This is a genomic window from Streptomyces sp. T028 (assembly GCF_048159505.1).
Lineage (GTDB): Bacteria > Actinomycetota > Actinomycetes > Streptomycetales > Streptomycetaceae > Streptomyces.
The window spans coordinates 389,131-408,648 of the sequence record NZ_JBLRVZ010000012.1 but is presented as its reverse complement, the minus strand read 5'-3'; the positions used below and the strand labels follow the sequence as shown (position 1 = coordinate 408,648).

The 19,518-nt window shown below is 69.9% G+C and carries 14 protein-coding genes and 1 pseudogene; 6 read left to right on the top strand and 9 right to left on the bottom strand.

Translation table 11 applies throughout. The annotated features are described in order from the left end of the window. The first annotated feature begins 242 nt into the window (after window positions 1-242). Window positions 243-467, top strand: a complete 225-nt coding sequence (locus ACLZN2_RS14160; protein WP_416978789.1) for a DUF2399 domain-containing protein — start codon at window positions 243-245, stop codon at window positions 465-467. Window positions 468-579: 112 nt separating this feature from the next. Here ACLZN2_RS14160 and ACLZN2_RS14155 read toward each other — a convergent pair whose 3' ends face one another. Further along, window positions 580-2,283: a TIGR04141 family sporadically distributed protein gene (locus ACLZN2_RS14155; protein ID WP_416978788.1), complete on the bottom strand. Its 1,704-nt coding sequence runs from the start codon at window positions 2,281-2,283 to the stop codon at window positions 580-582. A 229-nt stretch (window positions 2,284-2,512) separates the two neighbouring features. Here ACLZN2_RS14155 and ACLZN2_RS14150 point away from each other — a divergent pair, with 229 nt between their 5' ends. Further along, complete coding sequence (locus tag ACLZN2_RS14150) at window positions 2,513-4,168, top strand: N-6 DNA methylase (protein WP_416978787.1); 1,656 nt, start codon at window positions 2,513-2,515, stop codon at window positions 4,166-4,168. 61 nt (window positions 4,169-4,229) lie between these two features. On the opposite strand, the gene ACLZN2_RS14145 is transcribed toward ACLZN2_RS14150, so the two are convergent. The 7 genes from ACLZN2_RS14145 to ACLZN2_RS14115 all read right to left on the bottom strand — a co-directional run bounded on the left by ACLZN2_RS14145 (window position 4,230) and on the right by ACLZN2_RS14115 (window position 14,955). Further along, a complete protein-coding gene (locus ACLZN2_RS14145; protein ID WP_416978786.1) occupies window positions 4,230-6,365 on the bottom strand; it encodes a UvrD-helicase domain-containing protein in 2,136 nt (711 codons plus the stop codon). A 36-nt stretch (window positions 6,366-6,401) separates the two neighbouring features. Continuing rightward, complete coding sequence (locus tag ACLZN2_RS14140) at window positions 6,402-7,652, bottom strand: McrC family protein (protein ID WP_416978785.1); 1,251 nt, start codon at window positions 7,650-7,652, stop codon at window positions 6,402-6,404. Further along, on the bottom strand, window positions 7,649-9,466 hold the full coding sequence (locus ACLZN2_RS14135) for an AAA family ATPase (RefSeq protein WP_416978784.1): 1,818 nt from the start codon (window positions 9,464-9,466) through the stop codon (window positions 7,649-7,651). The genes ACLZN2_RS14140 and ACLZN2_RS14135 overlap by 4 nt, the downstream gene beginning before the upstream one ends. 87 nt (window positions 9,467-9,553) lie before the next feature. Further along, window positions 9,554-12,058: an Hsp70 family protein gene (locus ACLZN2_RS14130; RefSeq protein WP_416978783.1), complete on the bottom strand. Its 2,505-nt coding sequence runs from the start codon at window positions 12,056-12,058 to the stop codon at window positions 9,554-9,556. A gap of 94 nt (window positions 12,059-12,152) precedes the next feature. Further along, window positions 12,153-12,836: a nucleotide exchange factor GrpE gene (locus tag ACLZN2_RS14125; protein ID WP_416978782.1), complete on the bottom strand. Its 684-nt coding sequence runs from the start codon at window positions 12,834-12,836 to the stop codon at window positions 12,153-12,155. Next, window positions 12,833-13,120, bottom strand: a complete 288-nt coding sequence (locus ACLZN2_RS14120; protein WP_416978781.1) for a hypothetical protein — start codon at window positions 13,118-13,120, stop codon at window positions 12,833-12,835. The genes ACLZN2_RS14125 and ACLZN2_RS14120 overlap by 4 nt, the downstream gene beginning before the upstream one ends. Further along, a complete protein-coding gene (locus ACLZN2_RS14115; RefSeq protein ID WP_416978780.1) occupies window positions 13,117-14,955 on the bottom strand; it encodes a hypothetical protein in 1,839 nt (612 codons plus the stop codon). Before ACLZN2_RS14115 ends, ACLZN2_RS14120 begins: the two co-directional genes overlap by 4 nt. A 371-nt stretch (window positions 14,956-15,326) precedes the next feature. Between ACLZN2_RS14115 and ACLZN2_RS14110 the strand changes: the two genes are divergently transcribed. Both ACLZN2_RS14110 and ACLZN2_RS14105 read left to right on the top strand, forming a co-directional pair. After that, on the top strand, window positions 15,327-15,656 hold the full coding sequence (locus ACLZN2_RS14110; RefSeq protein ID WP_416978779.1) for a plasmid mobilization protein: 330 nt from the start codon (window positions 15,327-15,329) through the stop codon (window positions 15,654-15,656). Continuing rightward, window positions 15,653-16,138, top strand: a complete 486-nt coding sequence (locus ACLZN2_RS14105) for a hypothetical protein (protein WP_416978778.1) — start codon at window positions 15,653-15,655, stop codon at window positions 16,136-16,138. The genes ACLZN2_RS14110 and ACLZN2_RS14105 overlap by 4 nt, the downstream gene beginning before the upstream one ends. Before the next feature lie 75 nt (window positions 16,139-16,213). Here the strand turns inward: ACLZN2_RS14105 and ACLZN2_RS14100 are convergent. Continuing rightward, window positions 16,214-16,438 (bottom strand): annotated as a pseudogene (locus ACLZN2_RS14100) (ATP-binding protein); the annotation flags it as partial. Between the two features lie 554 nt (window positions 16,439-16,992). Here ACLZN2_RS14100 and ACLZN2_RS14095 point away from each other — a divergent pair. Together ACLZN2_RS14095 and ACLZN2_RS14090 are read left to right on the top strand one after the other, a co-directional pair. Beyond that, window positions 16,993-18,303 carry a hypothetical protein gene (locus ACLZN2_RS14095; protein WP_416978777.1) on the top strand — a complete coding sequence of 437 codons (1,311 nt, stop codon included), beginning with the start codon at window positions 16,993-16,995 and terminating at the stop codon, window positions 18,301-18,303. A gap of 267 nt (window positions 18,304-18,570) precedes the next feature. Continuing rightward, window positions 18,571-19,470, top strand: a complete 900-nt coding sequence (locus ACLZN2_RS14090; protein WP_416978776.1) for a hypothetical protein — start codon at window positions 18,571-18,573, stop codon at window positions 19,468-19,470. Window positions 19,471-19,518 lie beyond the last annotated feature (48 nt).

Genomic DNA, 19,518 nt, shown 5'->3' with positions numbered 1-19,518 from the left:
GCAGCGGCGCCGGATCCGGGTGCTCGGTCCGCAGCCGCACCGCACACCGCCCTCGGTACTGACGGCTCCTGGAAGCTCGGCATCGCACACGGCCGTCACAGACGCGTGGGTCCGAACAACGCCACCCTGTCCACGGTCCGCACGTCGCACGGCCTGGGGGTCGTCCTCTACTGGAAGCCGGCCGACGGCGTGGAAGCGGACGTCAAGGCTGCCGTGGCCTCCTGCGCAGCCCTCCGGCCTGCATGGGGCGGTACGGGGCAGAGCCGTGGCACATGGGTGCGGCGGACTACGAGTACCTCGGGATGCGGGCCGAGCTGGACGGCACGCCGCCGCTTCCGCTCATGGGGACGCTGGTCGAGGCGACGTGGGATGCGGAACTGGCCCCGGCGATGGAGGTTTTGGGGAGTGCGGTGTATGAGGAGGCCGGCCTGATCTGCTTTGGAAGACCCGGGGTGACAGAGGTCTAGGGGGACCGGAAACAGAGCGTCAGCCGCCGGTTTCATCTCAGAGAGCCACGTGTGGCGGTCTGCCCCGGCTCTCCGCCGTCGCCGGAGAACAGGGAACCGGCGTTCGAGGTTGTCAGCCCAGGACTGCCGCCCCGGCGCCCACGTGACACGAGGACAGGCGCGGTGTGTCTGCGTTGTCCTCCGGGATACCGATGACCTCGACGGTCACCCCTCGTACTGCCAGGGCCTTGGCAGTCTGGGCGATGGTGATCTGGGAGAAGCCGAAGACGGACTCCGGGGTCAGGTTCTCGCGGTTCTTGAGAAGTACGGCAAGGACGATGCGCTTGGGAGTGAAGTCGTCCGGCAGCAAGATCTTGCCGCCACTGAGCCGGGCCACCTTCGCCGTGAACTCCGCACGGACCTGAGCGGACTCCTGGAGCAGCTCCACCGCCACCCTGGCCTGGCTGAACAAGTGACTCAGCGGACCGGAACCGGCGGCGCGCTTGACAAGGACCAAGGTGCCGTCGGGCACGAGGAGGTCGCAGATCTCGACCTGGTCCCTGGGTCGCAGAGGATTGACGACGTTCTTGGTGTCGAGGCAGACCCAGCCCGGCCGGTCATCAGCCACCCTGTTGTTGTAAGTGTTCTCGGACTCACCGTCGCCCCAGGCGGGAAGGGAGAGGGAGGGCGAGCGTGAGAACAGCGCCGCCACTCCGGCCCGGCACTCTTCCACATAGGCGGCGCCGACCTCGTACCACTCGCCGTCCATCAGGAAGAACCTTCGGGAGCCGAGAGACACGGGGGCCTCCAGCCAGGTCAACGCGCTGGTGACGGCGAGCGCATCGACGGCCCCTGCCCGGCGGTCCCTGGCAAGGGTCACGGTCCCTTCGCGCAGCACCTTGAGGCGTCGGCCGGGCGATGCGAGCCTGGCCCGGGTGAGTACGTAGCCGAGGTCGAAATCGTCGGAGCGCAGGGCTCCCGTGCTGTTGATCTGCGTGATGTAAGTGGTGGCCTCCGCATATGCAGTGTGGTGTTCCGAGGGGACGGAGACGGAGATCCGTCCGTCGGGGGGGCGGCCAAGACGCTCGTCCAGGGCCTGACCGAGGGCGTCGAGGGTCAAAGGATCACTGACCGGCACGATGTGGTCGACGAATTCGAGTTCCTGGTGCGGGATGTCCTCGCGGCAGATCCTGGCGATGGTCCGCACGTCGGAGAGCAGAGCCGCAGGTTCGATTCCAAGAGCGATCCTCAGCCCGCATCCGCCCTGGGCACTGACGGCCTTTCCGCGCATGTACCGCGACCGGGTGAGTGGAAGGTCGTCGAGGTATCCGCCAAGGCTGCGGACGATGCGCGAGTGGTCACGGATGCCGAGAAGCGGGACCGGGGCGCCGCCCGGAACCAGGGAGATATCGGTGCGTGACTGGCCGAGAGACTTCGAGACCGCCCCGCGGATCATGTTCGGATCCATCTGCCGGATGGCGAAGGAGAGGCCGAAGCGCTTGTCCTTGAGGTGGTCGGGGATCAGTCGGTACCCCTGGTCGCAGCCGATGGCGTACACCGTTCCGTCGACGGCGAGCAGGAGCACGGCGGCGGTGCGTCGGACGCTCTCGGTGACCATGATGCCGGTGGTGCGCGACATGGGTTCGCACCACGGGGCTTCGGTGTGCTCCATTCCGCAGGTGATGTACACGGCTGGGACTCCGAGCGTTTCGGGGAAATGCGGTTCGGCGCCGAGTCTGTCCAGAAGCTCGTGGTCAAGGGCGTCCAGCATGGCGTCCGGGGTGGGGGCCACGCCGGACAGTCGGTAAACGGTGCGTACTGCGGTGTTCGATGCCAAGGGGTGCCTCCGTGGGGCAGTGGGCGCGAGGTCTGAAGGGCGAGCGGGACACGTCGATGCCTTCGAGGTCGTGGGCTGGACGGGGTGAGGACAGCTGCGACGAGGACGCGCTGTACGGCACCCGGTTCGCGAGGGAATCGGGTACACGCTAGATATTGACATCGATATGTGTACGTCGTCAACAGACTTCCCTCTAGAATGGAAGTGGCGGCCCGTGTACGCTGGGCTTATGACGGACAACGCCGCTTCATCGGTCGGCCCGCTTGTCACCGGTTCCGAGATCGCTCGGCTGGCCGGGGTCACTCGGGCTGCTGTCTCCAACTGGCGTCGGCGCTACGACGACTTCCCCGCGCCGGCGGGAGGTGCCGCGAACAGTCCGCTCTACGCGCTCGCCGAGGTCCAGGAGTGGCTGGACAGACAGCGCAAAGGCCAGGAAGTGTCACCGGAAGTCGAGTTGTGGCAGGCCATGCGGGCAGCGTACGGAGAGCAGATGGTCGCGGGGCTGGCAGAGGTGGCCGCGGTGTTGGCCGGTGAACATGGACTGGGACTGCCGGATGACGTAGCCACCCGTGTACGGGAGCTTGCCCGAAGCGACACGCCTGTCGATCTGGTCAACGGACTGACCGAACGGTTCATGGACTCCGCGCGGCGTGCGGGATCGGACCAAGTGACTCCCGAGCGCGTGGTGCGTGCGGTGTGCCACTTCGCCCCCGAGCTTCCGGCTGACGCCACGGTCTTCGATCCCGCCTGCGGAATCGGGGTGCTGCTCCTGTCCGTCGCTGCCCAAAAGGGGACGCGCTGCCACGGCCAGGAGATGGACAATGACAGTGCCCGTTTCGCGCAGCTCCGCGCCGACCTTCTGGGCCGATCGCGTGTGCGCATCGTGGCAGGTGACTCCCTGCGCGCGGACGAATGGCCGGATCTCAAGGCGGATCTGGTCGTCTGCGACCCGCCGGCTGGTGTGACCGAGTGGGGACGGGAGGAATTGCTGCTCGACTCCCGCTGGGAACTCGGAACACCCTCCAAGGCTGAGGGGGAGCTCGCTTGGCTCCAGCACGCCTATGCGCACACCGAGCCCGGCGGCAAGGTCCTCATGGTCATGCCTGCCTCAGTGGCCTACCGCAAGGCGGGCCGCCGCATCCGGTCAGAACTCGTACGCCGGGGCATCGTGCGCCAAGTGGTTGCCCTGCCGCCGGGAACGGCGACCTCTCACGCCCTGCCTGTCCATCTGTGGTGTCTGCAACGTCCCGAGAACGCGGGAGGTACGGACACCGCCCACACCGTGCGCATGGTCGACCTGACCGGCAACGGCCCCGACGGCATCCTGGAACCACGCCCCGACCAGATCGCTGACGTGCCGCTGATCGAACTCCTCGACGACACCGTCGACCTGACCCCCGGCAGCCATCTGCGTTCCCGGCACCGCGACTATCCCGGTGAGTACGCCGCCCTGCGCAAGGAGTTGGAAGACCGGATCCGCCGACTCGACACGCTTCTGCCCGAGCTCGCGGCCGGTGGCGGACCGGGCTCGCTGGACAGTGCCACCACCAGCGTCGCGGATCTCGCCCGCGCCGGACTCGTCACGTACGACGGTCCGGAACCGGTCTCGGCCAGCGAACAGCTCGATACGGACTATCTGCAGGGATTTCTGCGCAGCTCCGGCAACGCCCGCAGGTCCACAAGTGCCAGCGGGACCTACCGTCTTGATGGCCGGGGTTCTCGCATCCCCCGTATGGGCATTGACGAGCAGCGTCGGTACGGTTCCGCCTTCCGGGCTTTGTCCGCGTTCGAGGAAAGCATGCGCAAGGTCGACGAACTGAGCCGACAACTCGCCGAAGTCGCCCGTGACGGCCTTGCGACGGGTGCACTGGCACCGGAGGAGTGACAGACGATGGTGCGGGGCATGCCGGGTGCACACCCCGCACCGGTCCGCGCCGGGTGCCCGATCAGGCGGCGCGTGGCAGAAACGTGCTCTGAGTTCCGCTCCACGACACGCTCAGGGCTTCGCGAGCGCGAGTGCAGGCGACGAAGAGGAGGCAGCGCTCCCGCAGCAGGTCCGCGTCGTGCTGCAGGGGGTCGGCCTCGCGGGGGGTGATCTCACGGGCGAACGGGACAGTGCCCTCGCTGACACCGATGACGGACACCGCCCGGAACTCCAGGCCCTTCATCGCGTGCATCGTGGCCAGCCGTATCCCCTCGGTCCTCGGCGCGACCTGCCCTTTGATCCGTAGTACTGGGAAGCCCGCTGCCTTCAGTTTCTCCTCGGCCGTGTCCAGAGACAGGTTGAAGCGTGCGCACACCCCGATCTCGTGCGGCGCCAGACCTTCGGCAATCAACGCCCGGACCCTGTCCACCAGGGCCTCGGTCTCCTCCTGCCGCGTCGCGTACGCCTGTACCTGGGGGCGACGTCCGTGCAGCAGGGAGCGGTACCCGGCCAGCGAGTCCGTTCCCTCGCCCTCGAGCGAATCCACGGTGACGGGCGTGAGGAGCCGCGCCGACCAGGCGAGGATTTCCTCGGTGGAGCGGTAGTTGACGCGCAGCCGAAAGCTGCGGCCGGTCGTGGTGATGCCCAGGGAGGCGAGCGACACCCGGGAGTCGTAGATCCGCTGGTGCGGGTCGCCGGTGAGGAACAGGTCGTCGGGGCCGGGGGAGACGGCAGCGCGCAGCACACGCCACTGGGCGGGGTGCAGGTCCTGTGCCTCGTCGACGACGACATGGACGTACGGGGACGGCTGGTCGGCGAGGAGTTCCGCCGCGCGGGTGCAGACCCGCAAGTGCGTGGTCTCGCCCCGGTCCCGCAGGAACTGTTCGAACCGCTCCACGGCGCTCCACACCTCTCGACGGCGCGTGGGACCGAGGCCGGTACCACGGCCGCGGCGGCTCGCACCGAGATAGGCGTCGAGATCCCGGAGGTTCTGGCCGAGTACGACGTGCCGGTACTCCTGGGTCAGGAACTGGGCGGTGAACGGCAGACCGAGTTGCTTGACGACCTTCCCCCACAACTGCCGCTGTTCCCGGTCCCCGATCGGCTTGGGCATGGCCGCCGACTTCGCGCGCACGATGCCGTTCGCGTAGGCGTCGACCGTCGTCACGTCGACCCGCGCAAGCAGCTTCTCGTCCTCGGCGAGGAGCAGGCTGAGCATTTCGCGCAGTCCGGCGGCGAGCGCGTTCGTGTACGTGGTGAGCAGGATGCGGCCGTCGCCGGAACGACCGAGCAGGTGCTTGACCCGGTGCAGGGCGGCCACCGTCTTGCCCGTCCCGGGTCCGCCCGTGACCTGGACGGGGCCACCGTACGAGGTGCGGTAGGCGACGCGCCGCTGGGAGGGGTGGAGGAAGACCCGCCAGGCCTCGAACGGCTTCTCGAGGATTTCCTCCAGCTCCTGCGGCCCGGTGACCAGCCGGATGCGTGCGGGAGTGTTGGCGATCACCGTGGCGAGGTCCTCGACCGGTTCGGCGGGGGAGTCGGCGGGCCGGCGGACGGCCACGACGTCCCGGTAGACGTCTTCCGGGCGGAATCCTTCGGCGAGGTACTGCAGCACCTCCAGCTGGTCCTCCGGCAACAGCGTGGAGAACGCCTCCAGTTGGGCCTTGTCCACCAGAGAACGCGCGGCCCGCAGTACTTGGGCGTCGATTCCCAGTTCGCGCAGCGCGCCGTCGGAGATGTCCGCGAACAGCAGCCGCGGAGCGGTGCGCGCAGCGGTTTCGTACAGCGGTGTCAGCTCGTCCAGAGCGACGGCGTTGCGTACCTCCAGAGCCCGGGTCGCGGAGTTCGCGCTGTACAGACGCTTCGCCGCCCAGGTGTAGGCGTCGTCGTGCGGCAGGACGTTGACCAGGAGGAACATGTCGCTGCCGTCGTCAGGGGCGAGAACGACTCCTCGCCAGAAGTCCGTGATGCGGATGGTGCGCATCCGTGAGTCACGGGCGTTCTCGACGGACTCCAGGTGCAGTCCCTTGTCCGCGTTGAGTTCGGCGACGCTCAGGGCCTGGAACTTCGCCATGGCCTTGCGCACACCGGCTCGGACCGGCTTCTCCAGGGTGTCGTAGCCGTCCCAGAAGCTCTGGGCGAAGGCGAGCCGGGGCATGAGGTCTCTTCCTTTCCGCTTGACGTTCCTTCATGATCACGGACGCGGGACGGCGCTTGCCAGCCGTGTGGCGAGCTCCCGGACGGCCGACAGGAGCTGTCCGGGTTCGCCGGAGAGATCGAGGCTGTGCTGGTACAGCCGCATTCCCCGTCCTTCCGGCTCCGCCGCCGTCCCGCGCACCTCATGGAAGCGCTCGGGCCACCGGCCGGCCGCGTAGACCAGGTGTGCCTCACGCAGGCCGAGCACCGTGGCGTAGGCGAGTGCCTGGTAGAGGTCGGGGTTGAGGAGTCCATCGGCTTTCTCGACCTTGTACTTGGCGTCGACGACGGCGAGGGGCGTGCGCCCGTCGCCGGTGCGGACCACGAGATCGGGGCGCATCCGTACGAGTCCCGCGGTGTCGAGGTGGTGGGGGTCCTGGAGACGGGCGGTGAGACCGTGCTCTTCAAGTGCCTCGCGCAGGGCGACCGTCACGAAGTCCTCGAACAGCTTGTTCATGTCGAGCAGGAAGCCGTCCACGGCGAGCGGGTCGGCGGCATCCGCCGGCCGGTGTTCCGGTGAGGTGCCTCGCAGGACGGCCTCGGCGAGCCGCAGCGCGGGCTGGTAGCGGGCGTTCAGGCGCGACGGCTGCCAGCGCGGCAGTTCCTGGCCCCGTACGAGCGGCAGCGCGTCGGCGAGACGTACGCGCTGATGGGCGAGACGCCGCCGGACAGGGCCGGGAACGCCCGGCAGTCGCAGCAACCGCTCGACAGCCGCGCGCAGGAGACGGTTCTCGGCGGTGTCGGCGGTGTACGCGTCGTAGGCGATCTCCACCGGCGGGGTACGGCCGAAGTGCCGCCGGATCTGCTCGGCCTCGCGCAGCCGTCCGCGCACGACCAGCGCGGACTCCTCCACTTCGCGGTATCCCTGGAGGACCCCCTGCCGCAGCGCCGCTTCGATCTGCCGCTCCACGGCGTACGCGAGCGCGGGGACGACATCGTCGTACGCGCCGGTGTCGACGGTGCCCTCCCGGCTGTCGCGCCAGGCGCGAGCCGGGTCGAGGCTGAACCCGAGGAGGAAGAACAGCCGGCTCACCGGGGTCTTGGGCATGATCCGTACGACCGGACCGCCGCAGACGCGGACGGCACCGACCCGGCTGCCCGCCCGCAGGAGCCAGTGCCCCTCCCGGCCGGGATCCGGCGTTGCGCTCTGGAGGATGCCGGAGACGGCCAGGGCCCGCCCGGCCTCGGGGCTCAGCGGCACGGAGACGGCGGGCCCCCACTCGCGCAACGCCACCTCGTGCACGGTCACGGGTGCTGCTCGCGCAGGGAGTCGAGGCCGTAGCGGGCGGCGACGTCGAGGCCCTCGCCGTAATGGTGCTCCTCGAGCAGAGGCAGAATCTTCGTGCGCCAGGTCCGTTCGAGGCCGCCGTCACGGTACACACCGGGCTTCATCAGATATGAGGGTCCGATGGCGAAATCGGCGTCGTCGATGCGGGCGTTGAGGGCATCAAGGAGCCGGGCGGGCTCCAGGTCCCTCTCCTCGCGCTTCAGCCAACGTGCGAGCAGTCCGGACGTCGGCTCGGTGCGCGGGGACAGCTCCACGAACGCGAAGCGGCGCCGCATCGCCGCGTCGACCAGGGCGATCGACCGGTCGGCGGTGTTCATCGTGCCGATCACGAACAGATTCGGCGGCAGCGCGAAGTCGTCCCCGGAGTAGGTGAGGCGGACCGACCTGGTCCTGTACTCCAGGAGGAAGTAGAGCTCGCCGAAGACCTTCGCCAGATTGGCGCGGTTGATCTCGTCGATGATCAGGAAGTGGGGGATGTGCCGGTTTCCCTCGCGGGAGGCGAGATCGGCGAGCTCCCGCAGCGGGCCCGCCGTCAGCCGGAACGCCACCTCCCTCGTCTCGGGATCCTCGACAGGCCGGAACCCCTCGAAGAAGTCCTCATAGGCGTACGAGGGGTGGAACTGCACGATCTTGACCTGCTCCGGGCCTGAGCCGAAGTACTCGGCGAGCTTCATCGCCAGGTACGTCTTGCCGGTGCCCGGCGGGCCGTAGAGCACCAACTGGCGTTCGTCGAGGAGGAGTTCACGCATCTCCACCAGCCAGGCGCGGTCGTGGACCAGCAGTTCGGCGACGAGAGCGTCGGTGATGTCCGGCAGCGACAGCTCCCTTTGCGCCGGCCGTTCGACAACGGGTTGCCCGCCGACGTTGCTCCCGACTGTCGGGTCCGTGTGCCCGGTGAGCCCGTCCAGCGCGTCGAGGACGCCCGTCAGATCGACGACGTCATGCTGAACGGAGAGCTTCTGCTGGATCTCCTCCGGCAACTCCTCGTACGCATGGCTGTCCGACTGCCAGGCGACGGCTCGCCGCAGATTGGACAGCCCGCCGGGTGAAGCGGTCTGCACGGCTTCCCCGGTGATCCGCCCGACGTGCAGCCGGCCGTCGCCGATGGTGGCCACCGTGTCGCCGACGCGCATCTGTGTCAGGAAGGCGTGCAGTTCGTCGACGAGGCCCCGCTTCTGGTTGTACGAGGCCGCCCCCTCGTAACCGTCCTCGACGAAGCGGCGCAGGGTGCTCTTGGTGGGGTCGGTCTCCTCCAGGGGCGGCAGGTGTGCGCCCGAGAGCGAGACGAACGCCTCCTGCAGCCACAGCTGCCGCACCAGGTTGTGGCCCGAGACATTGGAGCCGCGCACCAGCCACGCCTTTCGCGGCGCGCGCCAGCCGGTGGACAGGTAGTCGGCGAGCGGGTGGCCCTCGGTGGTGCGCCAGGACTCCGGGCCGGAAGCGTCGTAGCCGTACACCAGTGCGGCGGCGGCCGAGGAGGAGTTGCACTCGATGTCCCGCGTTGCCGTCCAACGTGCCGGCGCCTGCGGCCGGTCGGGATCGGCGGGCACGTCGACGAGCCCGCCGCTCGCGTGCAGGTCCGCACGGAACCGGCGTGCGTGGTCGCCGAGCCCCGGCCATGCCTCGGAGGCCACCAACGACCCCTCCAGCAAGAGGAACTTGTGGGTGCCGTTGCCGCCGAACTCGGTGAGCAGATGCCCGCGCGCCTCGCCATCGTCCTTGGGGAGCCTGATGCGGAACTCGGGTGTGCCGGGGAGGCGGTCGGGGTGCGGCATGGGTGACCTTCCGGGTGGGTGAGGTCTGCGTGAACACCACAGAGCCTACCTGTTGACAGTGTCAATCGACTACGGTCTTGTGGCCCGTCACCTCTTGGACGGCAGTACGCCCCCCGCGGCGCCGGGGGTGCTCACCTCCGCGAACCGGCCGCGCCCCTGTTCGGCGAGGCGCCCGAGGCGTACGAACTGGGTGTCCTGGGCGGCCTGGTCACCGCGCTCCACGGCGCTGCGCAGGGCGTCGCGGGCGGCCAGCACCTCCTTGCGGAGGGTTGCCGGGTAGGAGTCCTGCTCGGCGAGGCGGATCGTGAAGATCGAGGTACGGACCGCCGGATCCAGTCCGCTCCAGAGGTCATCGGCCCGGTCCGTGGCGGTCCGCATCGCGTCCGTGTTCATGGCCTTGCGCGCGTCCATGACCGCCTCCGCGGCCTGACGCAGTTCTTCCAGCAACGGCGCGGGCAGCAGCCCGCGTCCGCCCTTGGCCGCGACTGTCGCGCAGGCGTGGGCGTCCCGGGCTCGCTTGCACAGCTCCAGAGTGGCGCGGGCCGAGTCCAGCAGGCCGTCCAGGGAACGGCCCACGGTCTCCCCCTTGCCGAGGGCCGCAAGGTCCGCCATGACCTCGGCGAGGGCGCCGCGCTCGGCGGGGGTGACCTCCTGCCCCCAGGTGTCCAGGAAGCCGGTGTAGTGGGCGTGCAGTTCGTTCGCTTTCCGGCCGATGGTGGCGAAGACCATGCTGCGCCGCAGCTCGGCCCCGTGCCAGTCGCCGGAGCCGAGGCGGTACCGCAGCTCAAGGGTCCGGTCGCGGTCGAGGCGTACCTGAAGGGTGAGAGGTACGTCTCCACGGAGGCCGTCGGTGCGCTCGTGGGCGAAGCCGCCGCAGAACTCGTTGCGCTCGGCCGAACGCAGGTGCGGGCCCTCCCAGATGCGGAACCGCACCGGCCCACCGTCGGCGTCGCGCACCGCGAGGGTGTCCACCCGGTGCCATTCCGTCGGGTAGTGCGTGCCTCCGGGGAAGAGGACCTCGACGGTGCCGTCGGCGAGCTCCACTCCGATGTGCTGGGCGGTGACCTGTTCCGCGACAGCGGTGCCGAAGTCCCCACCGCACAACGAACAGCTGCTCAGACCCGCGGCGTTGACCATGCCACAGCCGGTGCACTTCAGGCCGCCCGTGTCCAGGGGCGCGTCGCAGTCGAGGCAGACGGTCGCGGAGGCGGGGTTGTCGGCCCGGCCGCAGTTGGCGCACTCGGTGCGCGTCGCCGCGGGAGCCGCCGCCCGCAGTCCGGACAGGTCCGTGGCGCACACGGGGCAGGCGGCGGTGAGCTCGGGGACAGGGACATGGCATTCGGGGCAGTCCACGGTGGCCGCGCCGAGCAGTGGCGCGGCGCAGGCCGGGCAGGCGTCCGCGGTGACGGGAATGCCCTCGACGGTGCAGGTCTCGGCGGGACAGCCGAGCGTGCCGAGGAGGCCGGCCTCCACGGCGGCTCCGTGAGCCACGGCCGTCATGGGATCCACGGCATGCGCCACCTTGCCCTCGCCGAAGAGGTCCTCAAGGCTGCGCCGGACGGCCGGGATACGGGTCGAGCCGCCGACCAGGAGGACGCGCTGGACGTCCTCGGGCAGTGCCGCGCTCTCCCGCAGCACAGACTCGACCGTCTCCCGCATCCGTCGCAGGTACTCGGAGAGGAGCCCTTCGAACTCCGCGCGCCGCACCGCTCCGGACCAGGATCCGCCCTGGTTCCCGAGCGGAGCGAGGGTCACCTCGGAGACGTCCCGCGAGGACAGTTCGACCTTCGCCCGCTCGGCGGCGGCACGGATCCGGAACGCGTCCCCTTCGCCGCTGTGGTCGCGCCCGGCGAACTGCTCGCGCAGATGGCCGTCGAGCAGTGCGTCGAAGTCGCTGCCCCCGAGGAGGTTGTCCCCGCCCAGTACGCCCACCGAGAAATAGCTTGGCCCCATCGTCAGCAGCGACACGTCGAAGGTGCCGCCGCCCAGGTCGAAGACCAGAACCGTGGCGTAGTCCTTGGTTTCGCTTCCGCCCGGCCCGATCCCGTAGGCGTGGGCTGCGGCCGTCGGTTCCTCCACGATGCGCGCCACATGCAGACCGGCCAGCCGCCCGGCCTGCCGCACCGCGTCGATCTGGGGCTCGGCGAAGTACGCCGGCACTGTGATCACCGCACGCCGGAACGGCACCCCGGCGGCGCTCTCGGCGTCCTGCCTGAGCTGCCGCAGCAGGATGGCGGAGACCTGCACCGGAGACAGGTAGTGCTCGCCCAGCCGGATCTCCACCGAGCCGCCGGCGCCCTCCCGGACGGGCGGCGCGTCATCGGGCCGCGCCTTCAGCGCCTGCTGCACGAGCTCGTCGTCCCATCGCCGCCCGATCAGCCGCTTGACCTCCGTGATCACGGAACCGGGTTCGTCGGAACCCCAGTTGAGAGCCTCGCTCCCGACCAGCAGGGCACCGTCGGAGTCGATGCCCAGAGCCGAGGGAGTGGCCTGTTTGCCGTGCCGGTTGGGCAGGATGACGGGGACGCCGTCCTGCAGCCACGCTGTGACCGAGTTGGTGGTGCCGAGGTCGATACCGAGAGTCCGGTGCATGGAAGGTTGCTTCCTGATCGTCGTCGAGCGTGGGCGTGGAAAGCGGACCGTGGTGGTGGGGTAGCGGTATGCGCACCCGCGCAGTACCGCCCGGTCAGGTACGACCGGAGCGACGTCCCCGCCGGGCCGAGGGTTTGCGCAGCCGGTGCCGCTGGGAGCGGGTGGTCCGCCGTGGCTGCGCGCGCCTGCCGTCCGCCGGGGGCACGCCGGGCGTCGCCGGATCCGTGTCGTCATCGGCTGCGGGACCTGCATCGGCATCGATTGCCGGATCCGGACCGTCCTCGGCCGCCGGAGCCGGCTCGGGCTCCGGCGCTGGGCCCGGCACCGCGATGACCACCTGTGCCGGCCGCAGGAGGGACGCGCCCAGCCGGAAGCCGGCGATGGGTTCCCGCAGCACAGTGCCCTCCGGGGCCGAAGGATGTGGCTCCCTCCCGACGACCTGCATCTCCGCAGGATCGATCGCCCTGCCCACCGCCTCTATCGGCCGGACGTCGTGCCGGGCGAACTCGCCGCGCAGCATCAGGTGGGCCGCCTCGATCTGCTCGCCCAGCGCCACGGCGGCCGAGGTCGTCTCGAGGGCGGACCGCGCCTCGTGCAGGGCGCCCGTCCGGCGGCGCGTGTCGGCGAGCAGGTCGTCCAGCGGCAACAGGGAGTTCAGCAGGGCCTGCAGCCGGGCCTCGGCCTCGTCGCGCTTGCGGGACAGCGCCTCGACCCGGCGTCGTAGCCTGTCGAGCTCGGACGGCGGGCCGGCGGCGGTGACCGGGGCGGGACCGTTCACTTGCGTTCCTCGGGGTCGTGGCGGGGCAGGGGCGGGGTGAGCATCTCGGCGACGAGGGCGTCGACGGCACTGCGGGAGGCCTGGTCGGCCCGGCGGATGCCCTCCCGCCTGACCGGATCGTTCCGGGCCGCGGCGAGGGCCCGCGCAGCCTTGACCCGCAGGGCCGGTGGCCGGCTGCCGGGCGGGGTGCCGGGGACGAGTTCGTGGAGCGTGGGGCCGAACCAGGGGAGCGGAGGGGGGTCGGAGTCCCCGGCGCTGCCTGAAGAGGGTTCGTCGACGGTCAAAAGAGGGCCCCCTGTCCGGAGTCGTCCGGGCGATGGCCGGGCGCGGGGCCGAACAGCAGGCCCTGGTCCGGCAGTCCGGCACCGATCCGTTCCGCGCAGGCACGGTCGCGCCGCGCCCCGCCGAGGTCGCCACTCCGCTCGCGTTCCTTGGCGCGGCGAAGGTAGGCGTTCTCCACGATCCGGTCGAAACGCGCGCTGGCACCGGTCCGCGTACGGTCTCGTAGAAACAGTGCGATGACGTCCGACGGGGGTGCGGTCCCCTCCAGATGCTCGGCAAGGTCGAGCACCGCCGCGTCGCGCTCCTTGCCGACGGAAGCGTAGGTCGGGCCGGCGATGTCGGCGGCGACGCTCAGCAGGTCGACGCGGCGTGCCAGACGCTCGCTCCGAGTGCTCTCGACTCCCTGGGACCGGGCCGCGTGGACCAGGAGGTCTACGAGTACGTCGTCGAGGTACTCCCTGCTGTGGGCGCGCTCGCCGCCGTCGTACCGGAGCATCCTGCGCACAGCGGACCGCGCTTCGGCCGTACGTCCGCCGCACGCGGCGGCCACGGCCCGTCCGGCCTGTCGGTCCTCCAGCCACCTCCGGGCCGGCGCACAGTCCGGATCGCGCCGCAGCAGACTCTCCACCACACCGACGCGCAGCTTCTCCTGGGGTTCCGCCCCGTCGAGCGCCCGGCGCAAATCCGCCTTGAGGTGATGGTCGAGACCGGACCGGGCCTCCCGGTCACGGGGCGACACCTCCAGGGCCCGTGCGAAGCGGTTCCTGCTCTGCTGCGGGTCGCTGTCGAGGACCTGCTGGCCCTGCCACACCAGCACGGCGGTGAGCTCGTCGGCCAGTGTGCGGTCCTCCGGCAGCAGCTCGTGGGCCTGTTCCAGCCCCTGGATACGGGTGATGGTGGAGTTGCCGAGCCCGTTGCGGGTCCGCCCGACGCTGTTCCCCGCGCGGAGTACGGCCTTCCGGTCCTCGCTGCCGAGGGGGTGCCCGAGTCGCGCCGCCGTGCCGAAGTCCGCGAGGGCCTCGCTCCACTCCTGGGCCTTGGCCCGGCCCCGGCCCCGTTCCGCGAGGGCCCGGCCCAGCGCGTCGGCGTACGCCGGCTGGTCGGGCGAGTCCGTGGTCCAGGTGCCGGAGTCGGGGTGGCGCGCGGCGTACGCGTCGAGGAGATCGAGGTGGCGGCCGTCGGCTACGAGATGCAGGGCGGCGGACCTGGGCGGGATCAGACCCTCGGCCCCGGCGTCCGCGAGGACGACGACCGGGGCGACGCACTCGGCCATCCAGGCCGTCTCCCAGGAGGCCAGGACGTCCCGCCCGGCCCGCACGTCCAGGGCGTGCAACAGTGCGCCGACCCGCCCGAGCAGCTGCTGGCGGGCGTTCTCCCACTGGTCGTCGAGAACGGGGGTGTCGCGCCGCCCGTCGATCAGTGCGCGGAAGCCGCCCGGGTCGTCCTCGTCCAGGAGATACGCCCACAGGACGATCGCGAGCGCGGCGGTGCCGGAGTCGGTGCGACCCTCCTTGTCGCCGAGCCTGCGCAGCGCGGCCACGGCGAGGGCGTGCACGACTCCCGTGGCTGCCATGCCCAAGTCATCGGTGAAGGGACAGCATTGGACCGCCTCCGCCCAGTTTCCGACCCGAGCGGCCAGCGTGGCCCGCAGTACGGCGTACCGGGCGGCGTCGGCGGTGTCGTCCGTGGCCGAGGGAGTCCCGAACTCCCCCTGGATCCGCCGCAGAAGCGGTCCCACGACAGGGAACTCGGCGGTCAGGAAGGCCTGTTCGGCGGCGTCCAGAAGGTGGTCGACCGTGACGGTTCGGCCTGGTTCACCGGTGTCGTCCACCCGCACGGTCTGCGTCTCCCCCCTGAGCACCTTGCGCCGCAACAGTCACCGTAGATATGTGTGTTGGCGACGTCAACGCACATATGGGTGAGGTGGCTGGTTTTCGCGTATCGGCTGTCCAGGGGGAGGGCGGCGGAGAAGGAGCGGCGGCAGAACTCCGCATGGCCTACTACGTCATGATCACCCGTGCCCGTGAACGGACTGGTGCTGGGCTGGCAGGGCAGCCGACTACCGCGGCACCTGGAGGGTCTGCGCGGGCGGGCAACGATGGCCTGAAGCCCCTCGGGACCCGGTGCGGTGCCGGGCCGGACGACGTGGGCCGGCTTGACCACCCGACCACACTCGCACTCTCGTCATACGCGTATTACGATGCTGTCGTGGCAAAGGCGCGCATCACCATCAGCCTGGAGCAGGACCAGGCCGAACGGATCAGGCAGCATGCGGAACGGGCGGGCATGGATGTCTCGGCCTACCTGGTGCATGCCGCAACGCGCCAGATGGCCGAGAGTGATGCCATAGAAGAACAGTTCGCCGAGGTGGACGCGCTCATCGCCCGCGCGGAGCGGGCAGCGGTCGGGCTGCCCGCCGAATCCGCCCCGGAACCGACCACGGAACTGACCGAGCAGGAACGCCGCGAGGTCGAGGAGGCCCTGGGGCTCGTCCACGGCCGGGACCGGCAAGGCCGCCGTCCGGGACACGCCGCGTGAGCGCACGGGTGCCGGTCTACGACACCGGCATGCTCATCGCGCTCGCCGACCGTAAGGCGAAGGCGGTGGCTCTCCACGAGGGACTGCGCACGGCCCCGCACCGGGCGCTGGTGCTCGGACCGGTCCTCGCCCAGGTGTGGCGCCCCCAGCCCGCGCTGGTGCACGCGCTGTCCGGAGTCCTGAAGGACTGCACGGTCCCTCAGGCCCGTACGTCCGAGCCGCCCATGCGTGAGACGAAGGCGGGCCGCCCGGAGTGCCTGGCCTGCGCGACGGGCCCGGACCTCGCGGACTGGCGGCGCATCGGCGCGGCTCTGGGGCAGGCTGCCCTGCCGACGAAGAAGCGGCCGGACGCGGTGGACGCCTGGGTGACACTGGCAGCGGCCCGGCACGGCAGCGCGGTGATCTTCACCAGCGACCCGGGGGACATCCACGCTTACCTGACGGTCCTCGGGCCGAAGGATGTGCATGTGGTCGCCGTCTGACGTGGTTTCCTGCCCGTGGCCGACGGCGGCCGGCGCACCGGCGAGCGCGCCGAGCGGGTCGGCACCGGGAGCGAAGGCCGGCACGACGGTCCAGCGACTGTCCCTCAGCCGGGGCATCACCCCAGCCCTGACCAGCGAGGACTTGCCGCTCCCGGACGCCCCGACCAGCGCCGGGAAGCGTTCCGCGGGGCGGGTCGCGGTGGCGTGCAGCCTGCGGGTCAGTTCGGCGGCCTGCGCCTCCCGGCCGAAGTGGACGGGCGCCTCGTCCTCGCCGAAGGCGTCGAGCCCCGGATACGGCACCCTCTCGCGCGGCCACTCGACCCTGGGGCGGCGCGGGATTCTCCAGCCGGTGGACGACGACCTGACCGACCACGAGCGCCACGCATCAGCACCAACTCAACCCCCGTTCAGCCAGCGCCTCGAAGGGCAGCCGATGTGTTATCCCATCCGCCGACGACCATCTTCTGGGGCCTCGCTGAAGCCTTCAACCGGGCGTACGGGTATCGGTCATGGGTGAGGGCGGATCCGGGGCCGGCGGAAACGTTCAGCGACGCCGGGCGGACACCGAACACCTTGCCTGTTGACACTGTCAATTGACCTTAGAAGCTTTAAGTTTTTTCTACTGCACATGTTGACGTTGTAAACGTGCTGATCGTAAAGTGTCGCCGTGTTGGGTCGGCTCTTTCGGGCGGAACCGGCGTTTGTTCGCTGAAATGGGGGCGCTGTGCGCCTGTAGGGGCTGGGCGGGTGCGAACGCGGGGACTGGGCGACCGAGGCTACGAGCATGCGAGGAAAGCCGCCGTTCCTTTCGGACGCCAGCCGTAGGCGGTTGCGCGAAAACCTAGGGGGAGACGATGACTGACGACCGCAACACAACCGTGCCCGTGTGGACGCTGGCGACCGCTGACGTCCGGGTGCCAGGGTTGGCCGCTGGCGAGTCGATGACGGCTGAGCGCCTGGCTGAACTGCGCGGAGTGCTGGCCGCCCTGGCCGACGAGCCGATCGTCACACTTGAGGTGCATCCGCTGCCCGACAAGATCGACCGCGGCGGTGGCATCCCGCTCGACGCCGCGAGTCCCTTGGCGCAGCACCTGTCGCAGTTCATCACGCAGTCGACGCGCACTTCCCTTACGGCGGCCAGAGCGACCGCTTCCGGCGAGTGTCTGTACCGCATGGTGGTCCCGGCGAAGGTCGCCGCCCAGCTCGGGCAGGGCGTCGTGCGCCCGATGGTGCCGAAGGGGGCGGCCGGTGCCTTCTACGGTGACCTCGTGAGCTCGTCGGGCAGGATCGCCGCCAAAGCGAAATTCGTGCCGGTCGGAGGAGTGACTGCGGCGGGCACGGTCGGCGGGGCCGGTGCCACCGCCGGCGCCGCTGCCGCCACCGGTACGGCCCTCACCGTGGCCGCTCCGCTCGTGCTCATGGCCGTCGCGGTGGGGGTGAGCGCACACGCCGACCAGAAGCGCCAGCAGGCCATCGAACACATCACGGAACTGCTGGAGCAACTTCAGGAGGACAGGCTTGACGACGAGCGGAGCGCGCTCGACGGCTGCCGTGCCGCCATCGACAAGGCCACGGCCATCCTGCTCGATCAGGGCAGGCTCGGTGTCTCGCTGGGACTCGACTCGGCGGTGCACACCATCGACACGGCGCTGAGCAAAGTCGAGATCCGCCTGGGCCGATGGCGGAGCGCGCTCGACAAAGTGCCCGAGGGTGAGGCTGTCGAACTCGGCACGCTGACCAAGTCGTTCCCCGGCGTCGACGACCAGGGCGGCATGTTCCGCGCCCACCTCGAACTCGCCGCCCTGGCCATCGCGCTGAAGCGGCGGGTCGTCGTCCTCCAGGCCGTCGAGCACGCCCAGAGCGACCCCGGCAACCCGTTCGAGAACTTCACCCGCGCCCTCAAGCGCGATCAGCAGCGCCTCGACGAGTTGGAGTCGGGCATCGCCACCGTCCTGGTACGCCTGTCGACACTGGAGCTGGCACGCCCGAACGGTCTGCGGCCGGTCTTCACGACCAGTGAGGTCGAACGCCTGATGAGCGCGGCACACCGGATTCACCAGCTGGGCCACGGCGTCACGGTCGACGGCCGCCCGAGAGACGTGGCGATCGAGATCGCCCGCGACAAGGACGGCTCGGTGGTCGTGTTCCCCGCGCTGGCCGCGTAGGCGCAGGCGCGAGGAATCACTCATGCTGAGGCCAATTAGGAGTCGCGTGCACAGGGTCACGCCATGGTGAGGCTGCAAACACTGCGGGGGTACCTTCTCGAAGAGGTCCTCGCCTGGCTGCTCCGGTCCAGTGGGTACCGTCTGCTGACGGAGAAGGACGACCCGGCCAGGCCGCCGTGGAAGGTGTTGGAGCAACGCGCACACGGACTGGTGGTGCGGGGGCGCGGGGCGTGGCATCAGGCGGACACTCTGGGAGAGTTCCCGTACGTGCCCCCGTTCTCCCTTCCAATCCGCCTGTTCGCTGAGGCGAAGTTCATACGCACCAAGGTGGGTCTCCCCACCGTACGCAACGGCCATGGTGTCGTGCATGACCTGAACGAAAACGTCGTCACCACCTTGGGCAAAGGCTCCGGCCCGCACCGCCCGAGGGCGCGCTATCACTACAGCTACGCGATCTTCTCGACATCAGGGTTCACCCAGGATGCCCAGGAGTTCGCGCTTGCCCATCAGATTTCTCTCATCGACCTGTCTCTGCCCGACTTCCAGCCGCTGTGCGACCTGGTGAGGACGGCGGCCGAGTCGGTCTACGACGCCATGAAGCCGATGCCGCTGAGTCAGCGGCCCACCGTGTACGAGATCCGCAACTACTTGCGTCGGCATCTGCTGGACCTATGGGACGGACCCGCAGCCGAAGCTCCCTCGGTGACCGATCCGCTCGACATCTTGGCGGCGGGCCTGCGCCGCCGGTCGTCGCTGGGACTCGTGCTGGCCTTTCCCGCCGCTCCTTTCGTCCTCGGGCTCGTCTCCGACGATCTCAACGCCTTTGTCAGCTACGCCCGCGAGCAGCCCACTCACGGCGTCCGCGTATACAGGAATCACCGGTCGGCGGGGCATCCCGTGTGGCTGATCGAACCGCGCGTACGGCCTGCCTACAGGCTGACCTTCAGCCTGCCGGAGCAGGTCGAGGCATGGATTCTGGACCAGGAGGAGGGAACACGGTCCCGTACTCGCTGGATGACGCGGAACCTGCTCTCCGCCATCACCCTGTACTGGGTCGACGAGAACCGCACCCACACCTTCCAGCTTCAGTACAGCTCGGAGGAGTTCCGAGAGGTCAGCGGGAGGCCGATCAGCGACTTCGGTGAGGCATCATCCGATCTCTTCTGATGCCGGATGGGGGCTTCGTTTCCCTGTCGTTCGCAGCAGTTGTCTCAC